We start from the raw sequence: 19,500 nt of genomic DNA, 5'->3' as shown, positions 1-19,500 counted from the left end.
ACGTCAACATGTAGTGCGAATTAAGTCCGCGGACCTGCTACTGTTTCCGCTCAGAAAATTGATTTCGCGACGTCAGCTTTTATTCGCTTCCTGCCACCCCCGCGGGTCATTCAGGAAGGCCTCGACGCCGCTAAGGGTCTCTTCGTCAAAGGCCTTTTGCGCCTTGGCCTCGGCAAGAACATCCCACCAAGTGCAAAGCGAATGCAGCTTTACACCGTGATCGCCCAGTGTTTTCTCGGTTTCGGGAAAGATGCCGTAGTAGAAGATCACCGCAGTATGCCCGCAGGTCGCGCCGGTTTCGCGGATCGCGTCCACGAAGGAAAGTTTCGAGCCACCGTCGGTTGTCAGATCCTCGACCAGCAGCACCCGCTCGCCTTCGTTCATCGCGCCTTCGATCCGAGCGTTGCGGCCATAGCCTTTGGGTTTCTTGCGCACATAGGTCATCGGCAGCGCCATCCTCTCGGCAACCATGGCGGCAAAGGGGATGCCTGCGGTTTCGCCGCCGGCGATGTTATCGAACGCCTCGAACCCGGCCTCGCGCATCACGGTCACGGTCAGGAAATCCATCAGTGTCGAACGGATGCGCGGGTACGAGATCAGCTTGCGACAGTCGATATAGGTCGGGCTGGGCAGTCCGCTTGCCAGGGTAAACGGCTCACGCGAGTTGAAATGGACGGCCTTGATCTCCAGCAGCATCCGCGCGGTCAGGCGGGCGATTTCGGTGCTGTCGGGAAAGGAACTGGGGATCATGGCGCAAACCTCGGGGCTGAAAACACGTTGCGGGCTGATAGCCCGACCGTTGGGCCGGAGTCGAGGGGGCAAAAAAGAAAAGCGGACCCCCAAGAGGTCCGCTTTTCGCCCTTTCGGGCAGAGCGCCAAGGTGGGCTTAGCTGCTCATGTCGTAGGCGCGTTCCCCGTGTACCGAAAGATCGAGCCCGTTTGTCTCGGTTTCGGCGTCTACGCGAAGCGGGGTGATAAGTGCAACCACCTTCACCAACACAATCGTGACAACTGCCGTAAAGGCACCCACGATCACCAGGCCGCCCAACTGCGCGGTCCACGTGCCAAGGCCAAAAGCAGCGATCATGATGGTGCCGAAAATGCCGCCGACGCCGTGTACTGCAAAGACATCCAGTGTGTCGTCGATGTTTAGCTTGTTGCGGATGACATTGACGGCTTCCTGACACAGGACACCTGCGACCGCTCCGATGATCAGCGCTTGTACCGGACCCACAAAGCCGGATGCCGGTGTGATCGATGCCAGACCAGCAATGGTGCCTGTGACCAGACCAACCATGGAAGCCTTGCCAAAGCGGATACGTTCCCACAGGGCCCAGGTCAGCGACGCGGTTGCGGCGGACAGATGCGTAACAGTCATTGCCATCGCGGCCCCGCCGTCTGCGGCCAGCTGTGATCCGCCATTGAAGCCGAACCAACCGACCCACAGCATCGCGGCTCCAACCATGACATAGCCGGGGTTGTGCGGCGGTGTGGTGCGGTTGCGGCGCGGGCCAAGTATGACGGCGATGATCAGAGCAGCCAGACCAGCGGTTTCATGGACTACGATTCCGCCCGCAAAGTCGCGTACGCCGATCTCGCCTAGAATGCCGCCATCAGCCAGCATGCCGCCGCCCCAGATCCAATGGACGACCGGCGCGTAACAGAGCAGCATCCAAAGGGCCGAAAAGGTCAGGACAAAGCCAAAGCCGACACGTTCGACATAGGCGCCAACGATCAAGGCCGGTGTGATGATCGCAAAGGTCATCTGAAAGGCGAAGAACAGGATCTCGGGCAGAGTACCCGCAAGGCTATCGGCATCCACACCATTCAGGAACGCTTTGCCCAAACCACCCCAAACCCCGCTTTCGCCAGGGCCGAAGGCGATCGAGTAGCCCGCAACGAGCCACAAAATGCTCATCAAACAGGCGATTGAAAAGCAATGCATGAACACGCTGAGTACATTTCGGGCACGTACAAGCCCACCATAGAACAAGGCAAGGCCCGGCAATGTCATGAAAAGGACCAGTGCGGTAGCAACGATGATCCAGGCTGTATCGGCTCCATTCATGGGCCGTTCTCCTTTCCCCTGCGTTTGGTTCGGAACGCTTTGTGTCGGCGCTCGGAACCCTTGTGAGTGTGTGCGCAGCCTTGAAACGGAGGAGAGGTGAGGAAAAAAGAGGCAGAGTTGTTAGAGGCGCTTAAAATGTCGCCTTTTCTTCAAGTGATGACAGTTTTTGCGGCTTTTCAGGCATCTTGCCTAAGGAATGGGCGTTTAGGAAAGGCCATCTTTAAGTAGATCTAACGCGTGATCACGCGCTGCCAGCCGGACCGCATCTCGCCCCAATGCGCCAAATTCAACGGTTTCGGTTCGAGTGTCTCTACTGTCTCGGGACAGTCCAAAACACACACGCCCCTCTGGCTTGAACTCGGACCCGCCCGGTCCGGCAATGCCGGTGATCGACACGGCTAGCTGCGCCTGAGAATGACGCAGGGCTCCGTCTGCCATCTCGCGGGCGACCTCCTCTGACACTGCGCCATGCGCGGCCAGCGTTTCGGCCAAAACACCCAGCATGTCCTGTTTGGCTGCGTTGGTGTAAGTGACAAAGCCCCGGTCAACCACAGCGGAGCTGCCGGGAATATCGGTCAGGGCCGCAGCCACCATCCCGCCCGTACAGCTTTCAGCCGTGGCGATCATCACGCCCTGCGCCTTAGCAAAATCCAACAGCTCGCTCACGTTCACAGACCCAGTACTCCGTGTGCTATTCCCGCCAGTATCATCACGCCGATGGCTGCGAAAACGCCTGCGATGACGTCGTCGAGCATAACGCCCATCGGATCGCCACGCCTGTCGGCCCAGCCAACGGGGCCGGGCTTGGTGATATCGAACAGGCGGAACAGGATGAACCCAGCCACCCAACCGGGCCAAAGGGCGGTAATGTTGATCCCATGGGCCCAAGACGGGTAAGAAATCGCCCAAAGCGCGATGAACTGGCCTGCGACCTCATCAACGACGATTTCTGACGGGTCGTGATCATCTTGGCCCTCGGTCATCACGCGGGTTGCCCAAAGGCCGCCAACAAAAACGGCCAGTGTTGCAAGTGCCAGCAGGGGAAACCCACCCAGCGTGTGCAATATCCAAGCCATCGGCAGCGCCGCCAAGGATCCCCAGGTTCCGGGGGCAGGGCGCAAATATCCGACACCGCCGACCGTACCGATCACCTGTGCCGTGGTCATTGTTTCACCAAGCAGGCTGTGGCGAGCGAGGCGATCCCTTCGCTGCGACCAGTAAAGCCCAAACGTTCAGATGTGGTGGCCTTGACCGAGACCTGATCCGCACTTAGCCCCATGATTTTCGCCATTTCGGCGCGCATGGCAGCGGCATGAGGGCCGATCTTAGGATACTCGCAGACCAAGGTGCAATCGACATTCGAAATGCGGTATCCCATTTGCCCCGCCAGCTCGACCGCATGGCGCAGAAAAATCTCGCTGGCAGCACCCTTCCATTGCGGATCTGAGGGCGGGAAGTGGTGACCAATGTCACCCTGCGCCAAAGCGCCGTAGATCGCATCGGTTACGGCGTGCATCCCGACATCCGCATCTGAATGTCCCTGCAATCCGCGCCCATGAGGCACCTTCACGCCACACAGGATAACGTGATCCCCTTCGCCAAAACGGTGCACGTCGTACCCGTTGCCAAGCCTTACATCCATATCCGTTCCTATTATCCGTTCCGCCCGGGCAAAATCCTCGGGTCGGGTGATTTTCAGATTGTCCGCGTCGCCGGGGACAATGCATACATCAAGGCCTGCTGCGCGGGCGACCTCCACATCATCCGCAGCCCCGCCCGAATGGGCTGCGTGTGCGGTTGTGATGGCGTCAAAGTGAAACCCCTGCGGTGTCTGCGCAGCATAGAGGCCATTGCGGTCCTGCGTGCCCGTTACAGCGCCATCCCGCCCAACCCACAGCGCATCCGTGACAGCAAGCCCCGGGGCAGCCGCTTGGTGCGTTTCCAGCGCGTTCAAAACGTCCTTTATGATGCGCGACGAGACACAAGGGCGGGCCACGTCGTGGATCAGAACATGTTGCACACCCAGACCTTCCAGGGCCTTCAATCCGCTACTTACTGAGCCTGAGCGATCTGATCCGCCAGATGCGAGGATCAGATCTGAATTGCGAAACTCTTCCCATGCGGGGGTGTCTTCGTCTGAAAGCACAAGTACGATGTGATCCACCTGTCCGCGGAACCGCTCGATCGTCCAGTCTGCCACGCGACGGCCCGCAAGGATGCGCCACTGCTTGGGTACGCCACCTCCGGCGCGCAACCCGCGCCCTGCGGCGACTATGATGGCGGCTGTAGTCATGTCTCGGGCGCTCCTTCGTATTGGGCTGTGTTTAGGCGGCGGTGAAAGCAGAGGCAATCACCCAAGGTAAAACGATTAAAAGTTAGGCATGTGATGATTTTGCGGGCTTGTTTCGCGCCGTTTTGTTGTTCATATGCGCGGAATTCGATATCAAAACCGCAACTGCCCAAGGATTAAGCACGTTGACTCTGCGCCTCGCTGAAAAAGAAGTAACATCACCGGTCCTTCTGGCTCCGATGGCCGGAATCACTGATCGCCCGTTTCGCGATCTGGTGATGCGGTTTGGTGCCGGCATGGTGGTAAGCGAAATGGTCGCCAGTCAGGAGATGGTGCAAGCCAAGCCTGGCGTGCGCGAACGTGCGGAACTGTCTGCGGACGTAGAAAACACTGCCGTGCAATTGGCCGGGCGTGAGGCGCACTGGATGGCCGAAGCCGCCCGTCAGGTGGCCGACAGGGGCGCGCGGGTGATCGACATCAACATGGGTTGTCCCGCCAAGAAAGTGACCAATGGTTATTCTGGTTCGGCGCTGCTGAAAACGCCGGATCACGCACTGACCCTGATCGAAGCCGTGGTCAGTTCCGTTGATGTGCCGGTGACCTTGAAAACCCGGCTAGGCTGGGACGACTCTCTGCTGAACGCACCAGACGTGGCGCGACGAGCGCAGGACGCCGGAATTCAGATGGTCACGATTCACGGGCGCACGCGGTGTCAGTTTTACAAAGGGCATGCCGATTGGCGGGCGATCCGGGCCGTGAAAGAGGCTGTGTCGATTCCAGTCATCGCCAATGGCGATATCGTGGATACCGCTTCCGCGCAGACTGCGCTGGATCAGTCCGGTGCAGATGGGGTGATGGTCGGGCGCGGCGCGCAGGGCAAGCCCTGGCTCTTGGCGCAGGTATGCCATAACCTATTTGGGGCAGAGGCCCCTGAGGTTCCGATCGGCGCGGATCTGATCGACATGGTGCAGGCGCATTATCAGGCGATGCTATCCTTCTATGGGGCGGACCTCGGCCTGCGCGTCGCCCGCAAGCATCTTGGATGGTACATGGATGAAGCCGCGACACCGGCGCCTTTGCGGCGAGCCGTTCTGACCTCACGCGATCCAAACGAAGTGTTGCGCCTGCTGGCGGATGCGCTGAGCGAGACGGGCGAGGTGGCGGCATGAACTCGAACGCCAGCATCTGGAACTCATTGCCCGTTCCGGCCTTCATCATTGATCCGGACGATCGCATTTCCGATGTAAATGCAGCAGGTGAAGGGTTTCTGAACGCGTCACGCAAGGCTGTGATCGGCCATCCCGTGTGGGATCAGATCGCCGTAGATGCACCGCTTGAAGAGGCTTTCGAGCGCGCGCGCACCTATGGTACGCCGCTTTTTGTCAACGATGTCGACGCCGGATCAGGAAACCGCGCACCGTTGCAATGCGCGTTGCAGATCGCGCCTTTGGTTGGATATCCTGGATCGATGATCATGATCATCTCGCCGCGCGAATTGTCGGGGCGGATGACACGGGGCAACACGGTCAAATCGGCCGCGCAATCGGCCATTGGCATGGCTGAGATGCTGGCCCACGAGATCAAGAACCCCTTGGCCGGGATCACGGGCGCCGCGCAGTTGCTGAGCATGAATATCCCGGCGCAAGATTTAGAACTTACAGACTTAATCGTGGCGGAAAGCCGCAGAATTGTGAAGCTGCTGGAGCAGGTTGAACAATTCGGAAACTTGCAGAAACCCGACTTCAAACCAGTCAATATCCATGACGTTCTGGATCGCGCTCGCCGGTCAGCCTTGCTGGGGTTTGGCGCGGACATGACGATCATTGAAGATTACGACCCATCCTTGCCTCTGGCCTTCGGAGACCCGGATCAATTGTTGCAGGTGGTTCTGAACCTGCTCAAGAACGCATCCGAAGCTGCTGGGCCGCAGGGAGGAACCATCCGGCTTCGGACTTACTTCGAACATTCCTTCCGTCTGCGCCGCAGCGATGGGTCTGGTCATTCATTGCCTTTGCAGATCGAGATTATCGACGATGGACCAGGGTTGCCCGAGGACATTCGCGGGGACATTTTTGACCCCTTTGTCTCGGGCAAGGAAAATGGCACCGGGCTGGGGCTGGCGCTGGTGAGTAAGATCATATCGGACCATGACGGCTGGATTTCGGCCGAGTCCGTTCCCGGGCGAACCGTATTCAAACTGTCGCTGCGCCGCGCGCCGCGCGAGGACGCCGAGCACAAGAAGGAGACCACCTAATGGATGGCACCGTACTGGTTGCGGATGATGACCGCACGATCCGCACCGTTCTGACACAGGCCCTGACGCGTGCAGGGTGCAAGGTGCATGCAACGTCGTCCCTGACCACGCTGATGCGCTGGGTTGGGGAAGGTAAGGGCGATGTGGTGATCTCGGACGTGGTCATGCCAGATGGCAACGGATTGGAAATGCTGCCAAAGATTGCCGAAGATCGTCCCGGACTGCCCGTCATCGTGATCTCGGCGCAAAACACGATCATGACGGCGATTCAGGCGGCAGAGGCGGACGCCTATGATTACTTGCCGAAACCTTTCGATCTGCCTGACTTGATGAAACGAACCGCGCGGGCTTTGGATCAAAAGCAACGGGTACAGCCCGAAACGGCTCATGTAGATGGCGAGCGTCCGGACGAATTGCCTTTGGTCGGGCGCACCCCGGTGATGCAGGCCCTGTACAGGTTGGTCGCACGGGTAATGAACACCGATTTGTCGGTGCTGATTTCCGGTGAAAGTGGAACAGGTAAGTCCCTAATTGCACGCGCTATTCATGACTTCTCGGACCGGCGTACATTACCTTTTGTTACAGTTACGGCGGCGGAGTTGCGGGATCTGGAAGGACCCGCGCGTGTTTTGGCGCGGGTTCGCGGCGGCACGCTGTTGATCGATGAAATCGCAGATATCGAAGATGAGGTTCAGGCCCGTATCGTGCGCATGATGGATACACCCGGCGATCATGTTCCGCGTTTCATGGCCACAAGCCAGTCGGATCTGACGGAAGGGATGGAAACCGGGCGCATTCGTCAGGATTTGTATTACCGGTTGTGCGGTGCCACCATTCATGTGCCGTCATTGCGTGAACGGGTGGATGACATTCCGCTGCTAGCGGAACATTTTCTGGCCCGCGAAGAGCGTGAAAGCGGTGCAAAGCGCTGGCTCAGCCCCGAAGCGGTAGAATTGGTGCGGCGCTATTCCTGGCCCGGTAACGTAAGGCAGTTGGAAAACGCAGTGCGCAGGCTGAGCTTGACAAGCCGGGCGGATGAAATCTCGAAGGCTGAAGTGGAAATGGTTCTGGGCAGCCAGCCCGAAGCGGAACCGGTTCTCAGTGGCGGAGAGCGTGAAAAACTCTCGACCTCGGTCGAGCGACATTTGCGTCGATATTTTGACCTGCACGGCAATATTTTGCCGCCGCCGGGTCTGTATCAGCGCATTTTGCGTGAGGTTGAGGCACCGCTGATCGAAATTGCACTGGACGCAACCGGCGGAAATCAGGCGAAATGTGCCGATTTGCTGGGAATCAACCGAAATACGTTGCGAAAAAAGATTACTGACCTCGATATTCAGGTGACACGCCGTCGCAAACTGATGTAATATCGCCACACAAACCGTGGCATCCCGGCATCTGTCGGGAAAAGATCACGATATATGGCGGTAAGCCGCGAACGCGGCACATCAGGATGAGGGCAGACGGTGGCAACCCGAGCACAGAGCGGGATGATCCCATCGATAAGTCGATGGCGTAAATCACGAAAACTGCGCAACTTCGGCACCTTTGGGCTGGTCCTTTTAGGGCCAGTGCTGGCGCTTGCCACCTATCTTGTGATCGGACCTTTTGACCTTGGTTCGACCGCACCGACCCTGCGCCTGATTCTTCTGGCCGATCTTGTTTACGTTCTGGTTGTTGCTGCGCTGGTGCTGGGGCAGGTGGGTAGCCTGATTGCTGCGCGTCGTGCAAAGTCGGCTGGCTCGCGTCTGCACTTACGCCTGATTGGGGCGTTCACTCTGCTGGCGCTGGTGCCTACCGTAACCGTAGCGATTTTTGCCGGGCTCACTGTGAATATCGGCCTCGAGGGCTGGTTCTCGGACCGGGTGCGGCAAGTGGTTGGATCGTCCCTGACAGCGGCAGAAGCGTATGAACAAGAACACCGCCGCGGGTTGGTTCAGGACGCCTCGGTGCTGGCGCGGTATCTGGACAATGCGCGTTCGCTGGATTTCTACATCTCGGACGCCGAATTGCGCGAAGTGTTGGCGCAGGGGCAGGCCCAAATTCAACGCGGATTGCGGGAAGCTTATGTCATCGACGGCAGTGGCGAGATCAAATCGCGCGGCGATCGATCATATCTGTTCAACTACGAAGCACCCACTTCGGAACAGATGGCTGAGGCCACTGACACAGGGCTGCTGATCATAGCTGATTGGCCAAACAATGAATTCCGCGCGCTTGTGCCTCTGACAGCCTATCTGGACCGTTACCTCTATGTCAGCCGCGAAGTGGATGGGCAGTTGCTGACCCTGCTGGATGACACCAAGGAAACGGCGCAGTTCTATCAACAACTCGAAAGCGAACGGGGCAGGGTGCTGTTCGAATTTGGCCTGCTCTATCTGGGCTTTGCGTTGATCCTGATCCTTGCTGCGATGTCTTTGGGCATGTGGTTCGCCGAACGCCTGTCGCGTCCGGTGGGGCGTTTGACCACGGCGGCCCAAAGGGTCGGGGCCGGGGACCTGAGCGTTCAGGTCATTGAAGAGGCCAGCGATGACGAAATCGCCATGCTAGGCCGGTATTTCAACCAGATGACCCGCCAACTGAAAGGGCAGCGGGACACGCTGCTGGAAAACACACAACAAATCGAAAGTCGCCGCCGCTTGTTCGACTCGGTACTCAGCTCGGTCACATCGGGTGTTGTCGGCGTTGACCCCGAAGGCTGCGTGACCTTTGTGAACCGCTCGGCCGAACGGTTGCTGGACTGGTCGCGGGGAGAAGAGCACCTGGCCATTGGCATCGCGGTGCCAGAGTTTCTCCCTCTGTTCGAAAGCCTGAAAGACAGCGGGCAGGAGGCTGTCCAAGGTGAGGTCAAAGTCACCCGCAAGGGTCGGTTGGAAAACCTTCTGGTACGCATGGCCATCCGGCGCGGTGAAGACGGGGGGCTGGAAGGCTATGTGGTTGCCTTTGATGACGTGACCGATCTGGTCAGTGCGCAGCGGATGGCAGCCTGGGGCGACGTTGCCCGCCGTATTGCACATGAGATCAAGAACCCATTAACCCCGATTCAGCTGAGCGCCGAACGCATCAAACGCAAGTTCGCGCGCAAGCTGGACGAAGAGGATTGCGAAAGCCTCGAGTCGATGACAGGTGTCATTGTGCGCCAGACCAACGATTTGCGCCGTATCGTGGACGAGTTCTCGAAATTTGCGCGGATGCCCGAGCCTGAGCGCCGCGAAGAAAACGTGGTCGAACTCGTCCGTGAAGCAGTTGTTTTGCAACAGGCAGGGCAACCGGACGTGCAGATTGACGCGGATTTGCCGAAGCAACCCATCATGGCCGACCTGGATGCGACGATGTTGCATCAGGCCCTGACAAACCTCATTAAAAACGCCGGAGAAGCGATTGGTACTCTTAAAGAAAAAGGGGCGCCGGATAATCTCAAGCCACAAATAAAAGTGGCAGTTTCCAGTGATGATTCCGGTACGGTCATCACGATTGCAGATAACGGGATCGGTCTGCCCGAGGATCGGGCGCGACTGTTTGAACCCTATGTGACTACACGCGACGAAGGGACGGGGCTGGGCCTGCCCATCGTCAAGAAAATCATCGAAGAACACGGCGGAGCGCTGACGCTTGAGGACGCGCCCGTCTTTGACGGACAGGACCATTTTGGCGCGATGGCCGTAATCCGTTTGCCGGGGGCCAATACGTCCTCGACCGTTGCGCCACAGAAGCAGGCAATTAGAACCAACAAACTGAAAGCAGGCCAAAGATGAGTGACATTCTGATCGTAGATGACGAGCGCGATATTCGCGAGCTGGTGTCCGACATTCTGGAGGACGAAGGCTATTCAACCCGGCTGGCGGCCAACTCGGACGAGTGCATGGCGTCCATCAATTCCGAGCCGCCGGGGCTGTTGATCCTTGATATCTGGCTGAAGGACAGCCGCATGGATGGGATCGACATTCTGAAAGCGGTGAAACGCGACAACCCGGATGTGCCGGTGGTGATCATTTCCGGGCACGGCAATATCGAAATCGCTGTCGCCGCAATCAAGCAGGGCGCGTACGACTTTATCGAAAAGCCGTTCAACATCGACCAGTTGATGGTGGTGATCCGCCGCGCGATGGAGACGTCTCGCCTGCGCCGCGAGAACGCGTCGCTGAAGCGTAAAGAGGTCAACAACTCGGACATGATCGGCAAATCGGCCTCGTTCCGGGCCATGCAGGGTCAACTGGACAAAGTGACCAAGTCAAATGGCCGCGTGATGCTGAGCGGTCCTGCCGGGTCGGGCAAGGAAATCGCAGCGCGCTATATCCATGCCCATTCCAACCGTGCCAATGCGCCCTTTGTGACAGTGAACTGCGCAGGGATCGAGCCCGAGCGCGTGGAAGAGGTTTTGTTTGGCCGCGAATCCGCTGAGCGCGGGGTCGAGCCCGGATTGCTGGAAGAAGCCCATGGCGGTGTTGTCTATTTTGACGAAGTGGCGGACATGCCTTTGGGCACGCAATCCAAGATCCTGCGGGTATTGGTGGATCAGCAGTTTCAACGTGTTGGCGGATCCGACAAGGTGCGCGTGGATCTGCGGGTTATCTCGTCCACCAACAAGGATCTTGACGAAGAAATCGCGGCTGAGCGTTTCCGGGAAGAGCTGTATCACCGCTTGAACGTTGTGCCTGTTGCGGTTCCCTCGCTTGAAGATCGCCGCGAGGATATTCCGGTTCTGGCCCAGCATTTCATCGAAATGTGCAACGAAACCCAAGGTCTGCCGATCCGCGAACTCTCGGAAGAGGCTGTTGCCCTGTTGCAGACAATGACGTGGCCGGGCAACGTGCGACAGCTTAAGAACCTGATCGAACGGGTTCTGATCCTGGGCGACGGAACCGGCCCGATCGAAGCGCGCGAGCTGCCAAGCGAAGAGGAAAAGACCGAAGATTCGGGCCGCGTCGTTCTGTCGGGTGCGCTGGCGACCTTGCCACTGCGTGAGGCGCGCGAAGCGTTCGAGCGCGAATACCTGCTTACCCAGATCAATCGCTTTGGCGGCAATATCAGCCGCACGGCCAGCTTTGTCGGGATGGAGCGCAGCGCGTTGCACCGCAAGCTGAAGTCGCTGGGTGTCGTGACGTCGAACAAGTCCGGTGCACGTGTTGCGCAAATCGATGAGCCGGAACCGGCGGAGTAATCCACCGGGACGGCTGGGCTGGCCATGAGGGCTTCAAACGCAGTGAACCGGCTTGAAACCCGCGGCTATCCAGGTTTCGGAAAGCGCCTGAAACGGCTGCGCCGGTCGGTTGGGTTCAAGCAGGCTCATCTAGCTGAATTGTTGCAGGTGGATCAGGCGACCGTTTCGCGGTGGGAAAGAGGCGGTCAGACACCACCGCCCGAGACCCAACAGGCCGTCTTTGCGGCCCTTGGTCCGACCCGCGCTGACGACAGCGCATTGCGGCGGTTGGTCATGAGCTCGTCAGATTGTGTGCATTTGGTCGAAGAGGCCAGCCACAGATGTCTTGCCTATTCTGCTAGCCGGGCGCGCGATTGGAAAACCAGCCAGAGCGCTTTGCTTGGTGTGTCGCTGTGGCAATTTGCAACGGAGGAAATACAGGCAGCCGAGGCCGAACTCGATGCGGATGGATGGTGGGACATGCATACGCCCGCGCCAAAGTCGTTCCTGACGTCCGAAGCTGTCCATGACCGTATTCGTATCAGCGCTGGCGAAATCATCTGGGAACGTCTCTATCTGTCTGACGGCACGCCTGTTCGTCTGGTCAGCGGTTCCAGACACTTAGGTCGCATAATTTATGCGTTCCGCGACCGGGCGCGGCACGTTAGAAGCGCCCAATGCTACGGGTATTTCAGGTCCTCATTCTTTGGCTGGCCGGATTGGGTGCGGCGACGCAATTTGCAAAATTGCAGTTCCGTTTCCTGAACTTGTCTTACTGTATCCTGATCACACCGAAGCCATGGGATGGTTGCTGTCGATCATCAGCCTGATCGGAGCCTTGCTTGGGGCCTTGTCCGGTGCCATCGTAGGGCGGGTTGGGCCCATGAAGCTTTTGATCTTCGGCTTGTGCCTCGGTGGCGCGATTTCAGTGTTTCAGGCGACATGGCCCGGATTTTACATCATGCTGGCCAGTCGCTTTGTTGAAGGGCTTTCGCATCTGGCCATTGTCGTCGCTGCGCCCACACTGATCGCGCAGATCACGACCGGCAAAGCGCGCAACATTGCGATGGTCCTTTGGAGCACGTTCTTTGGCGCCGCATTCGCGCTGAACGCGTGGATCGGACTGCCGCTGATCGCCTCTTTCGGTCTGACCACTTTCTTCCTTCTGCATGGTTTCTTGATGCTTGGGGTAGCTGGTGTGATCCTGATCTGCCGGATGCGCGTGCAATTTGCCTCTGACACCAAGCCCTGGCGGTGGACAGAAGTGCTGAACGTTCATCTGCGCACCTATCGCTCTCCATTCGTGTCAGCCCCGGCAGTGGGGTGGTTCTTTTATACGCTGACCTTTGTGTCTTTGCTGGCCATTCTGCCGGGGCGGTTGCCGGAAGACATCAGCGCGCATGTCGCCGGGTTGATGCCGCTGGCAGGAATTGTCCTGAGTTGGATAGCTGTTCCTGTCCTATTGAATGTGATGCCCTGTGTCGCGGTGATCAATCTGGGGTTCGGGCTGGGCATTTTTTCCATTTCCGGGGCCTTCCTTGGCCTGCCGTTGGAGTTCGTGTGCGTTTTCCTGTTTGCCGTTTTGGGACTCGTACAGGGGGGCAGCTTTGCTGCAGTACCGATCCTGAACCAAACGGCCGAGGCGCAGGCGCTTAGCTATGGGGCCATGGCGCAGATGGGCAACGCGGGAAACTTGCTGGGCACACCGGTTCTGCTGGCGGTTTTGTGGCGCGTGGATGAGGCCGGGATGCTGCTGAGTATAATCGGAATTTATGCGATCGCGATCCTTGCGCATACCGCGCTGGCCCGCCAGCGCGCAGCACAAACCAACTCAGCCTGACTGACCAGGCGAAATGATCTGAAAAGACCCGTCATCGAATTTTACAAAACACGATTGCGTTGTAAGCGGCGGCAATGTTGTTGTGCGCGTTGCAGGTACGCTTGATTTTACGTTTTGCTTGCAGGGCGGCAGGCTGACTGGGCGGAACCCTTTTTGCGCCATGCACTGCGCCTCGACCGTGTTGCGCAGGCCCTGGTTCACATCCACGGTATAGACCCGACCGGGCTGCCACCATCCCGGGGACTGGTAACACCGTCCCCGACCGTCGCAATAGGTGCGCCCGGGCCAGTATGTTGGCGGGCTCTGGCGGATTTGATTGGCAACCGGCACTTCTTGTACCGCCTTAAGCTGGCACTGTGTCGTCTCTTGTTGCAGGCGGGAAACGGTTGCACCTTCGCGGTAATAAAGCGAAAGCGGCCCGCCGCATGAGGACAGCACCATTAGGGTTGCAAGCATAGGAAACAGCGTTTTCATATGCTTATCTTGCCGCAGCCGCACAGAGATGACAATTCAATTGACCGCTTTGGGGGCATCTGTCATTCAATCCTTTCAGGCAGAAGGGCCAGAAACATGAAGGTCATCATATGCGGCGCGGGTCAGGTTGGCTGGCAGATTGCGCGGCACCTTTCGGGCGAACTGAATGACGTAACGGTCGTGGACAACAATCCCGATCTCGTGCGCCGGGCGACGGAAACGCTGGATGTGCAGGGCATTGCAGGGTTTGCAAGCTATCCTGACGTGCTGGAACGGGCAGGGGCCCGCGACGCCGATATGATAATTGCTGCGACCCATTCTGACGAGGTGAACATGGTTACCTGTCAGATGGCGCATTCGGTGTTCTCGATCCAGCGTAAGATCGCGCGCTTGCGCTCGAAGTCCTATCTGGAAGCCATTCATTCGGACCTTTACCGCCGCGATCACTTGCCCATCGATGTGGTGATCAGCCCCGAACGCGAAGTGGCTGCTGCAGCGATGCGTCGCCTGTCGGCGCCGTCGGCCTTTGACACCGAGATTTTCATGGATGGCAAGGCGCAGCTACTGGGCATCAGGGTGGAAGAGGATTGCCCGATTGTGAATACGCCGCTCCGGCAACTGACTGATCTGTTTTCCACGCTCAGTTCGATTGTGGTTGGTGTTCGGCGCGAGGGTACGCTGTTCGCGCCTGAATCCGAGGATCAGCTGTTCGTAGGCGACGAGTGTTACGTCTTTACCAATGTGAACGACGTGAACCGCACCATGGAAGTGTTCGGAAAAGCCCAAAAGCGACAGGATCGGGTTGTGATCGTTGGCGGCGGCAATGTCGGTTTGGAGGTGGCCAGAACGCTGGAGGAGCGCGAAAGCCGCGTGCGCGCAAAGGTCATCGAACGCGACCGCCAATGCGCCGAGATCGCCGCCGAAGCGCTGGAGCGGACGATTGTTTTGCATGGGGACGGTTTGGATTCCGGCTTGCTGAGCGAGGCCGGGATCGACCGGGCCGACGCGATGCTGGCCGTCACGGATGACGACCGCACGAACATGCTGGCTGCCGTGCGTGCCAAGGCCGAAGGCTGTGCGCTTGCGATTGCGCTGATCAACGATCCCAGCATGGTTGCCCTTATGGGACCGTTGGGCATTGATGCTTATATTAACCCGCGCGCTACCACCGTCAGCTCGATCCTGCGCCATATCCGGCATGGGCGTGTTAGACAGGTCTATTCCATCGGTGACGCCGAGGCCGAGGTGATCGAGGCCGAGGTTCTGTCGACCTCTCCGATGGCGGGGCAGAAACTGCGCGATATCGATTTCCCCGAGGGTGTGCTGGTTGGTGCCGTGCGCAAAGGAGACGAGGTTCTGCGTCCGACGGGCAGTCTGCGGATTGATGAAAAGGACGTGGTCGCAATCTTTGCCATGGCCAAGGACGTGCCCGAGGTAGAACGTCTGATGCAGGTCTCAATCGATTTCTTCTGATGGTGCGCGCAGGGACACAACAGGTTGGGATTCTGCGGCGTTTACCGTTGTTCCTGCTGATCTGGGCTATCGTGTCGCTGGCCATGTGGATTCCGGCAGTCTATGCTCTGGTGCTGGATGATCACGATACATCGCGGTCCTTTCTTTACTCGGGCCTTCTGGGCCTGTTTCTGGTCGCAATAATTGCAATGGCCTCGTCCAATCGCATTCCACGGCGGGGGACTTTGGGGCAGTTAGCGGTGATGCTGGGCTGTTTCACCATCCTGCCGATCTTTCTGGCGATACCGCTCCATGATGCGCTTGGCACGACCACATTTCTGAACGCCTATTTCGATATGGTCAGCGCGCTTACAACGACCGGGGCTGATCTGTTTCCTGACTACAACCGGCTAAGCGCGCCGCTGCACCTTTGGCGTGCGCTGGTCGGTTGGATGGGTGGCTTGCTGATGTGGATTGCGGCCGCTGCGATTCTGGCGCCGCTGTCCCTTGGCGGGTTCGAGGTAACAGCCAAGGGGCAGCCCGGTCGGCCGGTGTCAGGTGTTGCGCAAAGCGAACGCGTGGACCCGCGCGGCCGTTTGCTGCGTGTAGCGCGGGCGCTGGCACCGGTATACGCCGGGCTGACTGTAGTGATCTGGGTTCTTCTGATGATCGCGGGCGAGGCCGGTTTGACCGCCGTTTGCCACGCAATGTCGGTGATGGCCACGTCCGGTATCTCTCCGGTTGGTGGTATGGAGGGGGCGCAGGCCGGGTTTACCGGTGAAGCGATCCTATTTTTGTTCCTGTTCTTTGCCCTTTCGCGCCTGACTTTCTCGACCGATACTGCCGCCACAGGGTTTTCTCGTTTGGACAGAGACCCCGAGTTTCGCATCGGCCTGATGATCGTTCTGGCGGTTGCACTTTTATTGTTTTTCCGGGTGGTGGCCGGCGTCACCGAGATCGGTGGGCAAATCGCTCCACTTCAGGCGTTGCAGGTGATTTGGGGTATGCTGTTCACCGTGCTGGCCTTCCTGACCACTGCCGGGTTCGAAAGTGCGAACTGGAACGATGCGCAGCAATTGTCGGGTCTTGGCACGCCGGGGTTGTTGCTGATGGGACTTGCGCTGATTGGCGGTGGGGTCGCCACCACGGCCGGAGGCGTCAAGCTGTTGCGGGTTTTTGCGTTGTACCTGAACGGTGCGCGCGAGATCGACCGATTGATCTATCCCTCATCCGTCAGCGGTGTCGGGGGCGGCAACCGGCGTATTCAGAGCGACGGAGCCTTTATCGCCTGGATCTTTTTGATGCTTTTCGCTCTGACGCTGGGGGTGTTCAATCTTTTGCTGGCGGCGATGGGGGCCGGATTTGAACAGGCAATGGTGCTGAGCGTTGCCACCCTGACGACGACAGGTCCATTGATCGAGCTGGCGACGGATGTCCCGATCCGGCTGATTGATTTGTCCGCAGGGGCAAAACTTACGCTCTGTGCAGCGATGGTGATTGGTCGTCTGGAAACGCTTGCCATTATTGCATTGATCACACCGTCGCTGTGGCGGGATTGAACCACAACGCCCAGCCAACGTTACCGCCTTATTTTTCATCTGGAATATCTCTGCGCGGCACTCCATACTCGCCCGGAGGGAGCGCGTTGGTCCGCAGCGCGTAGCAAGAACAATGGCGAGATTATAAAAATATGGCTTCGGACAGACAGAATCTTCAGGATGCCTTCCTGAACAATGTACGGAAAGCTAAGGTTCCGGTAACGATCTTCCTGATCAATGGCGTGAAACTGCAAGGTGTGATCACCTGGTTCGACAATTTCTGCGTATTGTTGCGCCGCGACGGACAGTCGCAGTTGGTCTATAAGCACGCGATTTCGACCATCATGCCATCACAGCCGATCAATCTGTATGAGGGCGAAGACGCCTCTTGATGGAACATGACCGGAGGCGCACCCGAGCCTGGGTGCTGCATCCCGAAATCAAATCAGATGAACAGCGCCGTGTTCCCGAACCGGCGCTGGCTGAGGCGGTTGCACTGGCCGCTGCACTACCCGATCTGGATGTGATTGGGTCCGAGATTGTGCGCCTGCAACGTGCCCAACCGGGGCTTTTGTTCGGCAGTGGCAAGATTGAGGAACTGGCCGAACGGTTGCATGACAGTGAAATCGAGTTGGTTTTGATCGACGGGCCGGTCACGCCCGTGCAGCAACGCAATCTGGAAAAGGCGTGGAAGGTCAAGATACTCGACCGAACCGGGCTGATCCTTGAAATTTTCAGCGATCGCGCCCGCACCCGTGAAGGGGTGTTGCAGGTCGAGATGGCGGCTCTCAGCTATCAACGCACGCGATTGGTGCGGGCGTGGACTCACCTAGAACGGCAACGCGGCGGGCTGGGATTCGTTGGCGGACCTGGTGAAACCCAGATCGAAGCCGACCGCCGCGCCATTGACGAGCAATTGGTCAGACTACGGCGTCAGCTGCAGAAAGTCGTCAAGACCCGTACCCTGCACCGGGCTGCGCGCGCCAAGGTGCCGTATCCAATCGTTGCCCTTGTGGGGTATACAAACGCGGGCAAGTCAACGCTGTTCAACCGTCTGACCGGGGCCGAAGTGATGGCCAAGGACATGCTGTTTGCCACGCTGGACCCAACCATGCGTCGCGTCCAGCTTCCTGACGGCCCTGAGGTGATCCTGTCGGACACGGTGGGCTTTATCTCGAATTTGCCGACCGAGCTTGTGGCGGCCTTCCGCGCAACCCTCGAGGAAGTGCTTGGCGCGGACCTGATCGTTCATGTGCGTGACATCAGTCACGAAGAAACGGATGCGCAGGCCCAGGAGGTTGAGACTATCCTGACCTCATTGGGTGTCGATGAAGAACGTCCACGGCTTGAAGTTTGGAACAAGATTGACCTGCTCAGCCCCGAGGACAAGGACGCTGCCTTGGCTCGGGCTGAACGGGACCCGGCGATATTCTCAATCTCGGCAGTAACGGGCGAAGGCGTTAACCCGCTGTTGGCCGAGATCGCCACACTGCTTCAGGGTGCACGGCACGAGGTTGTCTTGGACCTGTCTTATGCCGAGGGGGACAAGCGGGCGTGGCTGTTCCGTCAGGACGTTGTCCAGGGTGAGGATCAAACCGAAGAAGGGTTCCGCCTGACCGTTTTGTGGACAGACAAACAAGCCGCGCAGTTTGCGTCGCTTTGAACAAGGTGGAAAGGTCAGCTATGACGGAAAATTCAGATCAAAGAGTGTTCTTGAACGGCCTTATCGATGTACCGCAGGACCGGCTTGAAGACGTGCGGGCAGCTTTGCCGCTCCATATTGCTCTTACACGCGCGGAAGAGGGCTGTATGTCTTTCGATGTTGTGGAAGATCAGGCAACGCCGGGGCGGTTCATTGTGTCGGAAGTGTTTGCAACGCAAGCGGGCTTTGACGCCCATCAGGTGCGAACCAAGGCGTCAGACTGGTTTCAGGTCACGCAGGGAATACCCAGGAACTACACGATAGAAACAGCTGCGGATCGGACACGTTAAGCTATTTGCCGTCAATCTGCCGTTGATAGTCATCTGCGTCGAACCAGCCCAGCGAAGACTTTACAAGATAGTCTGACGTCAATTCCCACTCTTCCCAGCCGCGTGCCACAACGTGATTGCCGGTTTCGGCGTGGTTCCCCTCTAGAGTCCAAACAAAAATAGCGTGAGATCCGGCCCATCGCATCATATCGCAGCGGACCTCTAGATCAGGAAAGTCGGCGTAAAAGCCACGAGCCATATCGGCAATCGCTGCGCGCCCTTCTATGGGGTCGCCCCGATTGATCGTGATTTGTCCATCAGGTGCAAAGAAACCGGCAACTGCATCGGGGTCACCGGAACTCCAGGCAATTGCGTAATCCCGCGCGAGATTGTTCAATGTATCCCGAATACTGGCCATATTCGGCCCCCCTTTGGTCCCACATAATCGGTGGAATGATCATAGGCGAAAAAAG

19 protein-coding genes are annotated in these 19,500 nt (G+C 58.3%); 12 read left to right on the top strand and 7 right to left on the bottom strand.

Going from position 1 to position 19,500, the window contains the following annotated elements:
- Positions 1-72 precede the first annotated feature (72 nt).
- The 5 genes from GOV91_RS03080 to GOV91_RS03060 all read right to left on the bottom strand — a co-directional run bounded on the left by GOV91_RS03080 (position 73) and on the right by GOV91_RS03060 (position 4,361).
- Entirely contained in the window at positions 73-750 is a 678-nt protein-coding gene (locus GOV91_RS03080) for an orotate phosphoribosyltransferase (protein WP_171179948.1), read from the bottom strand.
- 136 nt (positions 751-886) lie between these two features.
- Complete coding sequence (locus GOV91_RS03075) at positions 887-2,068, bottom strand: ammonium transporter (RefSeq protein ID WP_171234388.1); 1,182 nt, start codon at positions 2,066-2,068, stop codon at positions 887-889.
- 204 nt (positions 2,069-2,272) lie between these two features.
- Positions 2,273-2,740 carry a CinA family protein gene (locus GOV91_RS03070; RefSeq protein WP_171179951.1) on the bottom strand — a complete coding sequence of 156 codons (468 nt, stop codon included), beginning with the start codon at positions 2,738-2,740 and terminating at the stop codon, positions 2,273-2,275.
- On the bottom strand, positions 2,737-3,234 hold the full coding sequence (locus GOV91_RS03065; RefSeq protein WP_171234387.1) for a phosphatidylglycerophosphatase A: 498 nt from the start codon (positions 3,232-3,234) through the stop codon (positions 2,737-2,739). Before GOV91_RS03065 ends, GOV91_RS03070 begins: the two co-directional genes overlap by 4 nt.
- On the bottom strand, positions 3,231-4,361 hold the full coding sequence (locus GOV91_RS03060; protein WP_171234386.1) for a bifunctional 2-C-methyl-D-erythritol 4-phosphate cytidylyltransferase/2-C-methyl-D-erythritol 2,4-cyclodiphosphate synthase: 1,131 nt from the start codon (positions 4,359-4,361) through the stop codon (positions 3,231-3,233). Before GOV91_RS03060 ends, GOV91_RS03065 begins: the two co-directional genes overlap by 4 nt.
- A gap of 182 nt (positions 4,362-4,543) precedes the next feature.
- On the opposite strand from GOV91_RS03060, the gene dusB reads away from it, so the two are divergent.
- The 7 genes from dusB (at position 4,544) to GOV91_RS03025 (ending at position 13,592) form a co-directional block, all read left to right on the top strand.
- On the top strand, positions 4,544-5,527 hold the full coding sequence (gene dusB, locus GOV91_RS03055; RefSeq protein ID WP_256369229.1) for a tRNA dihydrouridine synthase DusB: 984 nt from the start codon (positions 4,544-4,546) through the stop codon (positions 5,525-5,527).
- On the top strand, positions 5,524-6,612 hold the full coding sequence (locus tag GOV91_RS03050) for a nitrogen regulation protein NR(II) (protein ID WP_171234384.1): 1,089 nt from the start codon (positions 5,524-5,526) through the stop codon (positions 6,610-6,612). The genes dusB and GOV91_RS03050 overlap by 4 nt, the downstream gene beginning before the upstream one ends.
- Complete coding sequence (locus tag GOV91_RS03045; protein ID WP_171179962.1) at positions 6,612-7,979, top strand: response regulator; 1,368 nt, start codon at positions 6,612-6,614, stop codon at positions 7,977-7,979. The genes GOV91_RS03050 and GOV91_RS03045 overlap by 1 nt, the downstream gene beginning before the upstream one ends.
- Positions 7,980-8,102: 123 nt before the next feature.
- A complete protein-coding gene (locus GOV91_RS03040) occupies positions 8,103-10,367 on the top strand; it encodes a PAS domain-containing sensor histidine kinase (protein ID WP_171234576.1) in 2,265 nt (754 codons plus the stop codon).
- A complete protein-coding gene (locus GOV91_RS03035) occupies positions 10,364-11,773 on the top strand; it encodes a sigma-54 dependent transcriptional regulator (protein ID WP_171090357.1) in 1,410 nt (469 codons plus the stop codon). Before GOV91_RS03040 ends, GOV91_RS03035 begins: the two co-directional genes overlap by 4 nt.
- Positions 11,774-11,797: 24 nt before the next feature.
- The gene (locus GOV91_RS03030; protein ID WP_171234383.1) at positions 11,798-12,517 is read left to right on the top strand and encodes a helix-turn-helix domain-containing protein; all 720 of its coding nucleotides are present in this window, start codon (positions 11,798-11,800) and stop codon (positions 12,515-12,517) included.
- Positions 12,518-12,551: 34 nt separating this feature from the next.
- Positions 12,552-13,592 carry an MFS transporter gene (locus tag GOV91_RS03025; RefSeq protein ID WP_171234382.1) on the top strand — a complete coding sequence of 347 codons (1,041 nt, stop codon included), beginning with the start codon at positions 12,552-12,554 and terminating at the stop codon, positions 13,590-13,592.
- On the opposite strand, the gene GOV91_RS03020 is transcribed toward GOV91_RS03025, so the two are convergent.
- Positions 13,584-14,066 carry a hypothetical protein gene (locus GOV91_RS03020; protein ID WP_171179972.1) on the bottom strand — a complete coding sequence of 161 codons (483 nt, stop codon included), beginning with the start codon at positions 14,064-14,066 and terminating at the stop codon, positions 13,584-13,586. The two genes, GOV91_RS03025 and GOV91_RS03020, sit on opposite strands and share 9 nt — an antisense overlap.
- Positions 14,067-14,162: 96 nt before the next feature.
- On the opposite strand from GOV91_RS03020, the gene trkA reads away from it, so the two are divergent.
- The 5 genes from trkA to GOV91_RS02995 all read left to right on the top strand — a co-directional run bounded on the left by trkA (position 14,163) and on the right by GOV91_RS02995 (position 19,048).
- A complete protein-coding gene (gene trkA, locus GOV91_RS03015; protein ID WP_171179974.1) occupies positions 14,163-15,539 on the top strand; it encodes a Trk system potassium transporter TrkA in 1,377 nt (458 codons plus the stop codon).
- Complete coding sequence (locus GOV91_RS03010; protein ID WP_171234381.1) at positions 15,539-17,077, top strand: TrkH family potassium uptake protein; 1,539 nt, start codon at positions 15,539-15,541, stop codon at positions 17,075-17,077. Before trkA ends, GOV91_RS03010 begins: the two co-directional genes overlap by 1 nt.
- A gap of 131 nt (positions 17,078-17,208) precedes the next feature.
- Positions 17,209-17,448 (top strand): RNA chaperone Hfq, encoded by a 240-nt coding sequence (hfq, locus tag GOV91_RS03005; protein ID WP_005982826.1) that lies wholly within the window; start codon positions 17,209-17,211, stop codon positions 17,446-17,448.
- Positions 17,448-18,719: a GTPase HflX gene (gene hflX, locus GOV91_RS03000; protein ID WP_171234380.1), complete on the top strand. Its 1,272-nt coding sequence runs from the start codon at positions 17,448-17,450 to the stop codon at positions 18,717-18,719. Before hfq ends, hflX begins: the two co-directional genes overlap by 1 nt.
- Positions 18,720-18,739: 20 nt before the next feature.
- Positions 18,740-19,048, top strand: a complete 309-nt coding sequence (locus GOV91_RS02995; protein ID WP_171234379.1) for a putative quinol monooxygenase — start codon at positions 18,740-18,742, stop codon at positions 19,046-19,048.
- Position 19,049: 1 nt separating this feature from the next.
- On the opposite strand, the gene GOV91_RS02990 is transcribed toward GOV91_RS02995, so the two are convergent.
- Positions 19,050-19,445 carry a nuclear transport factor 2 family protein gene (locus tag GOV91_RS02990; protein WP_171234378.1) on the bottom strand — a complete coding sequence of 132 codons (396 nt, stop codon included), beginning with the start codon at positions 19,443-19,445 and terminating at the stop codon, positions 19,050-19,052.
- Positions 19,446-19,500: the final 55 nt, after the last annotated feature.

It is taken from the genome of Ruegeria sp. HKCCA6837 (genome assembly GCF_013034475.1).
Lineage (GTDB): Bacteria > Pseudomonadota > Alphaproteobacteria > Rhodobacterales > Rhodobacteraceae > Ruegeria.
Note: the sequence above shows the minus strand (reverse complement) of the source record. Positions and strands in the feature narration are given on the sequence as shown.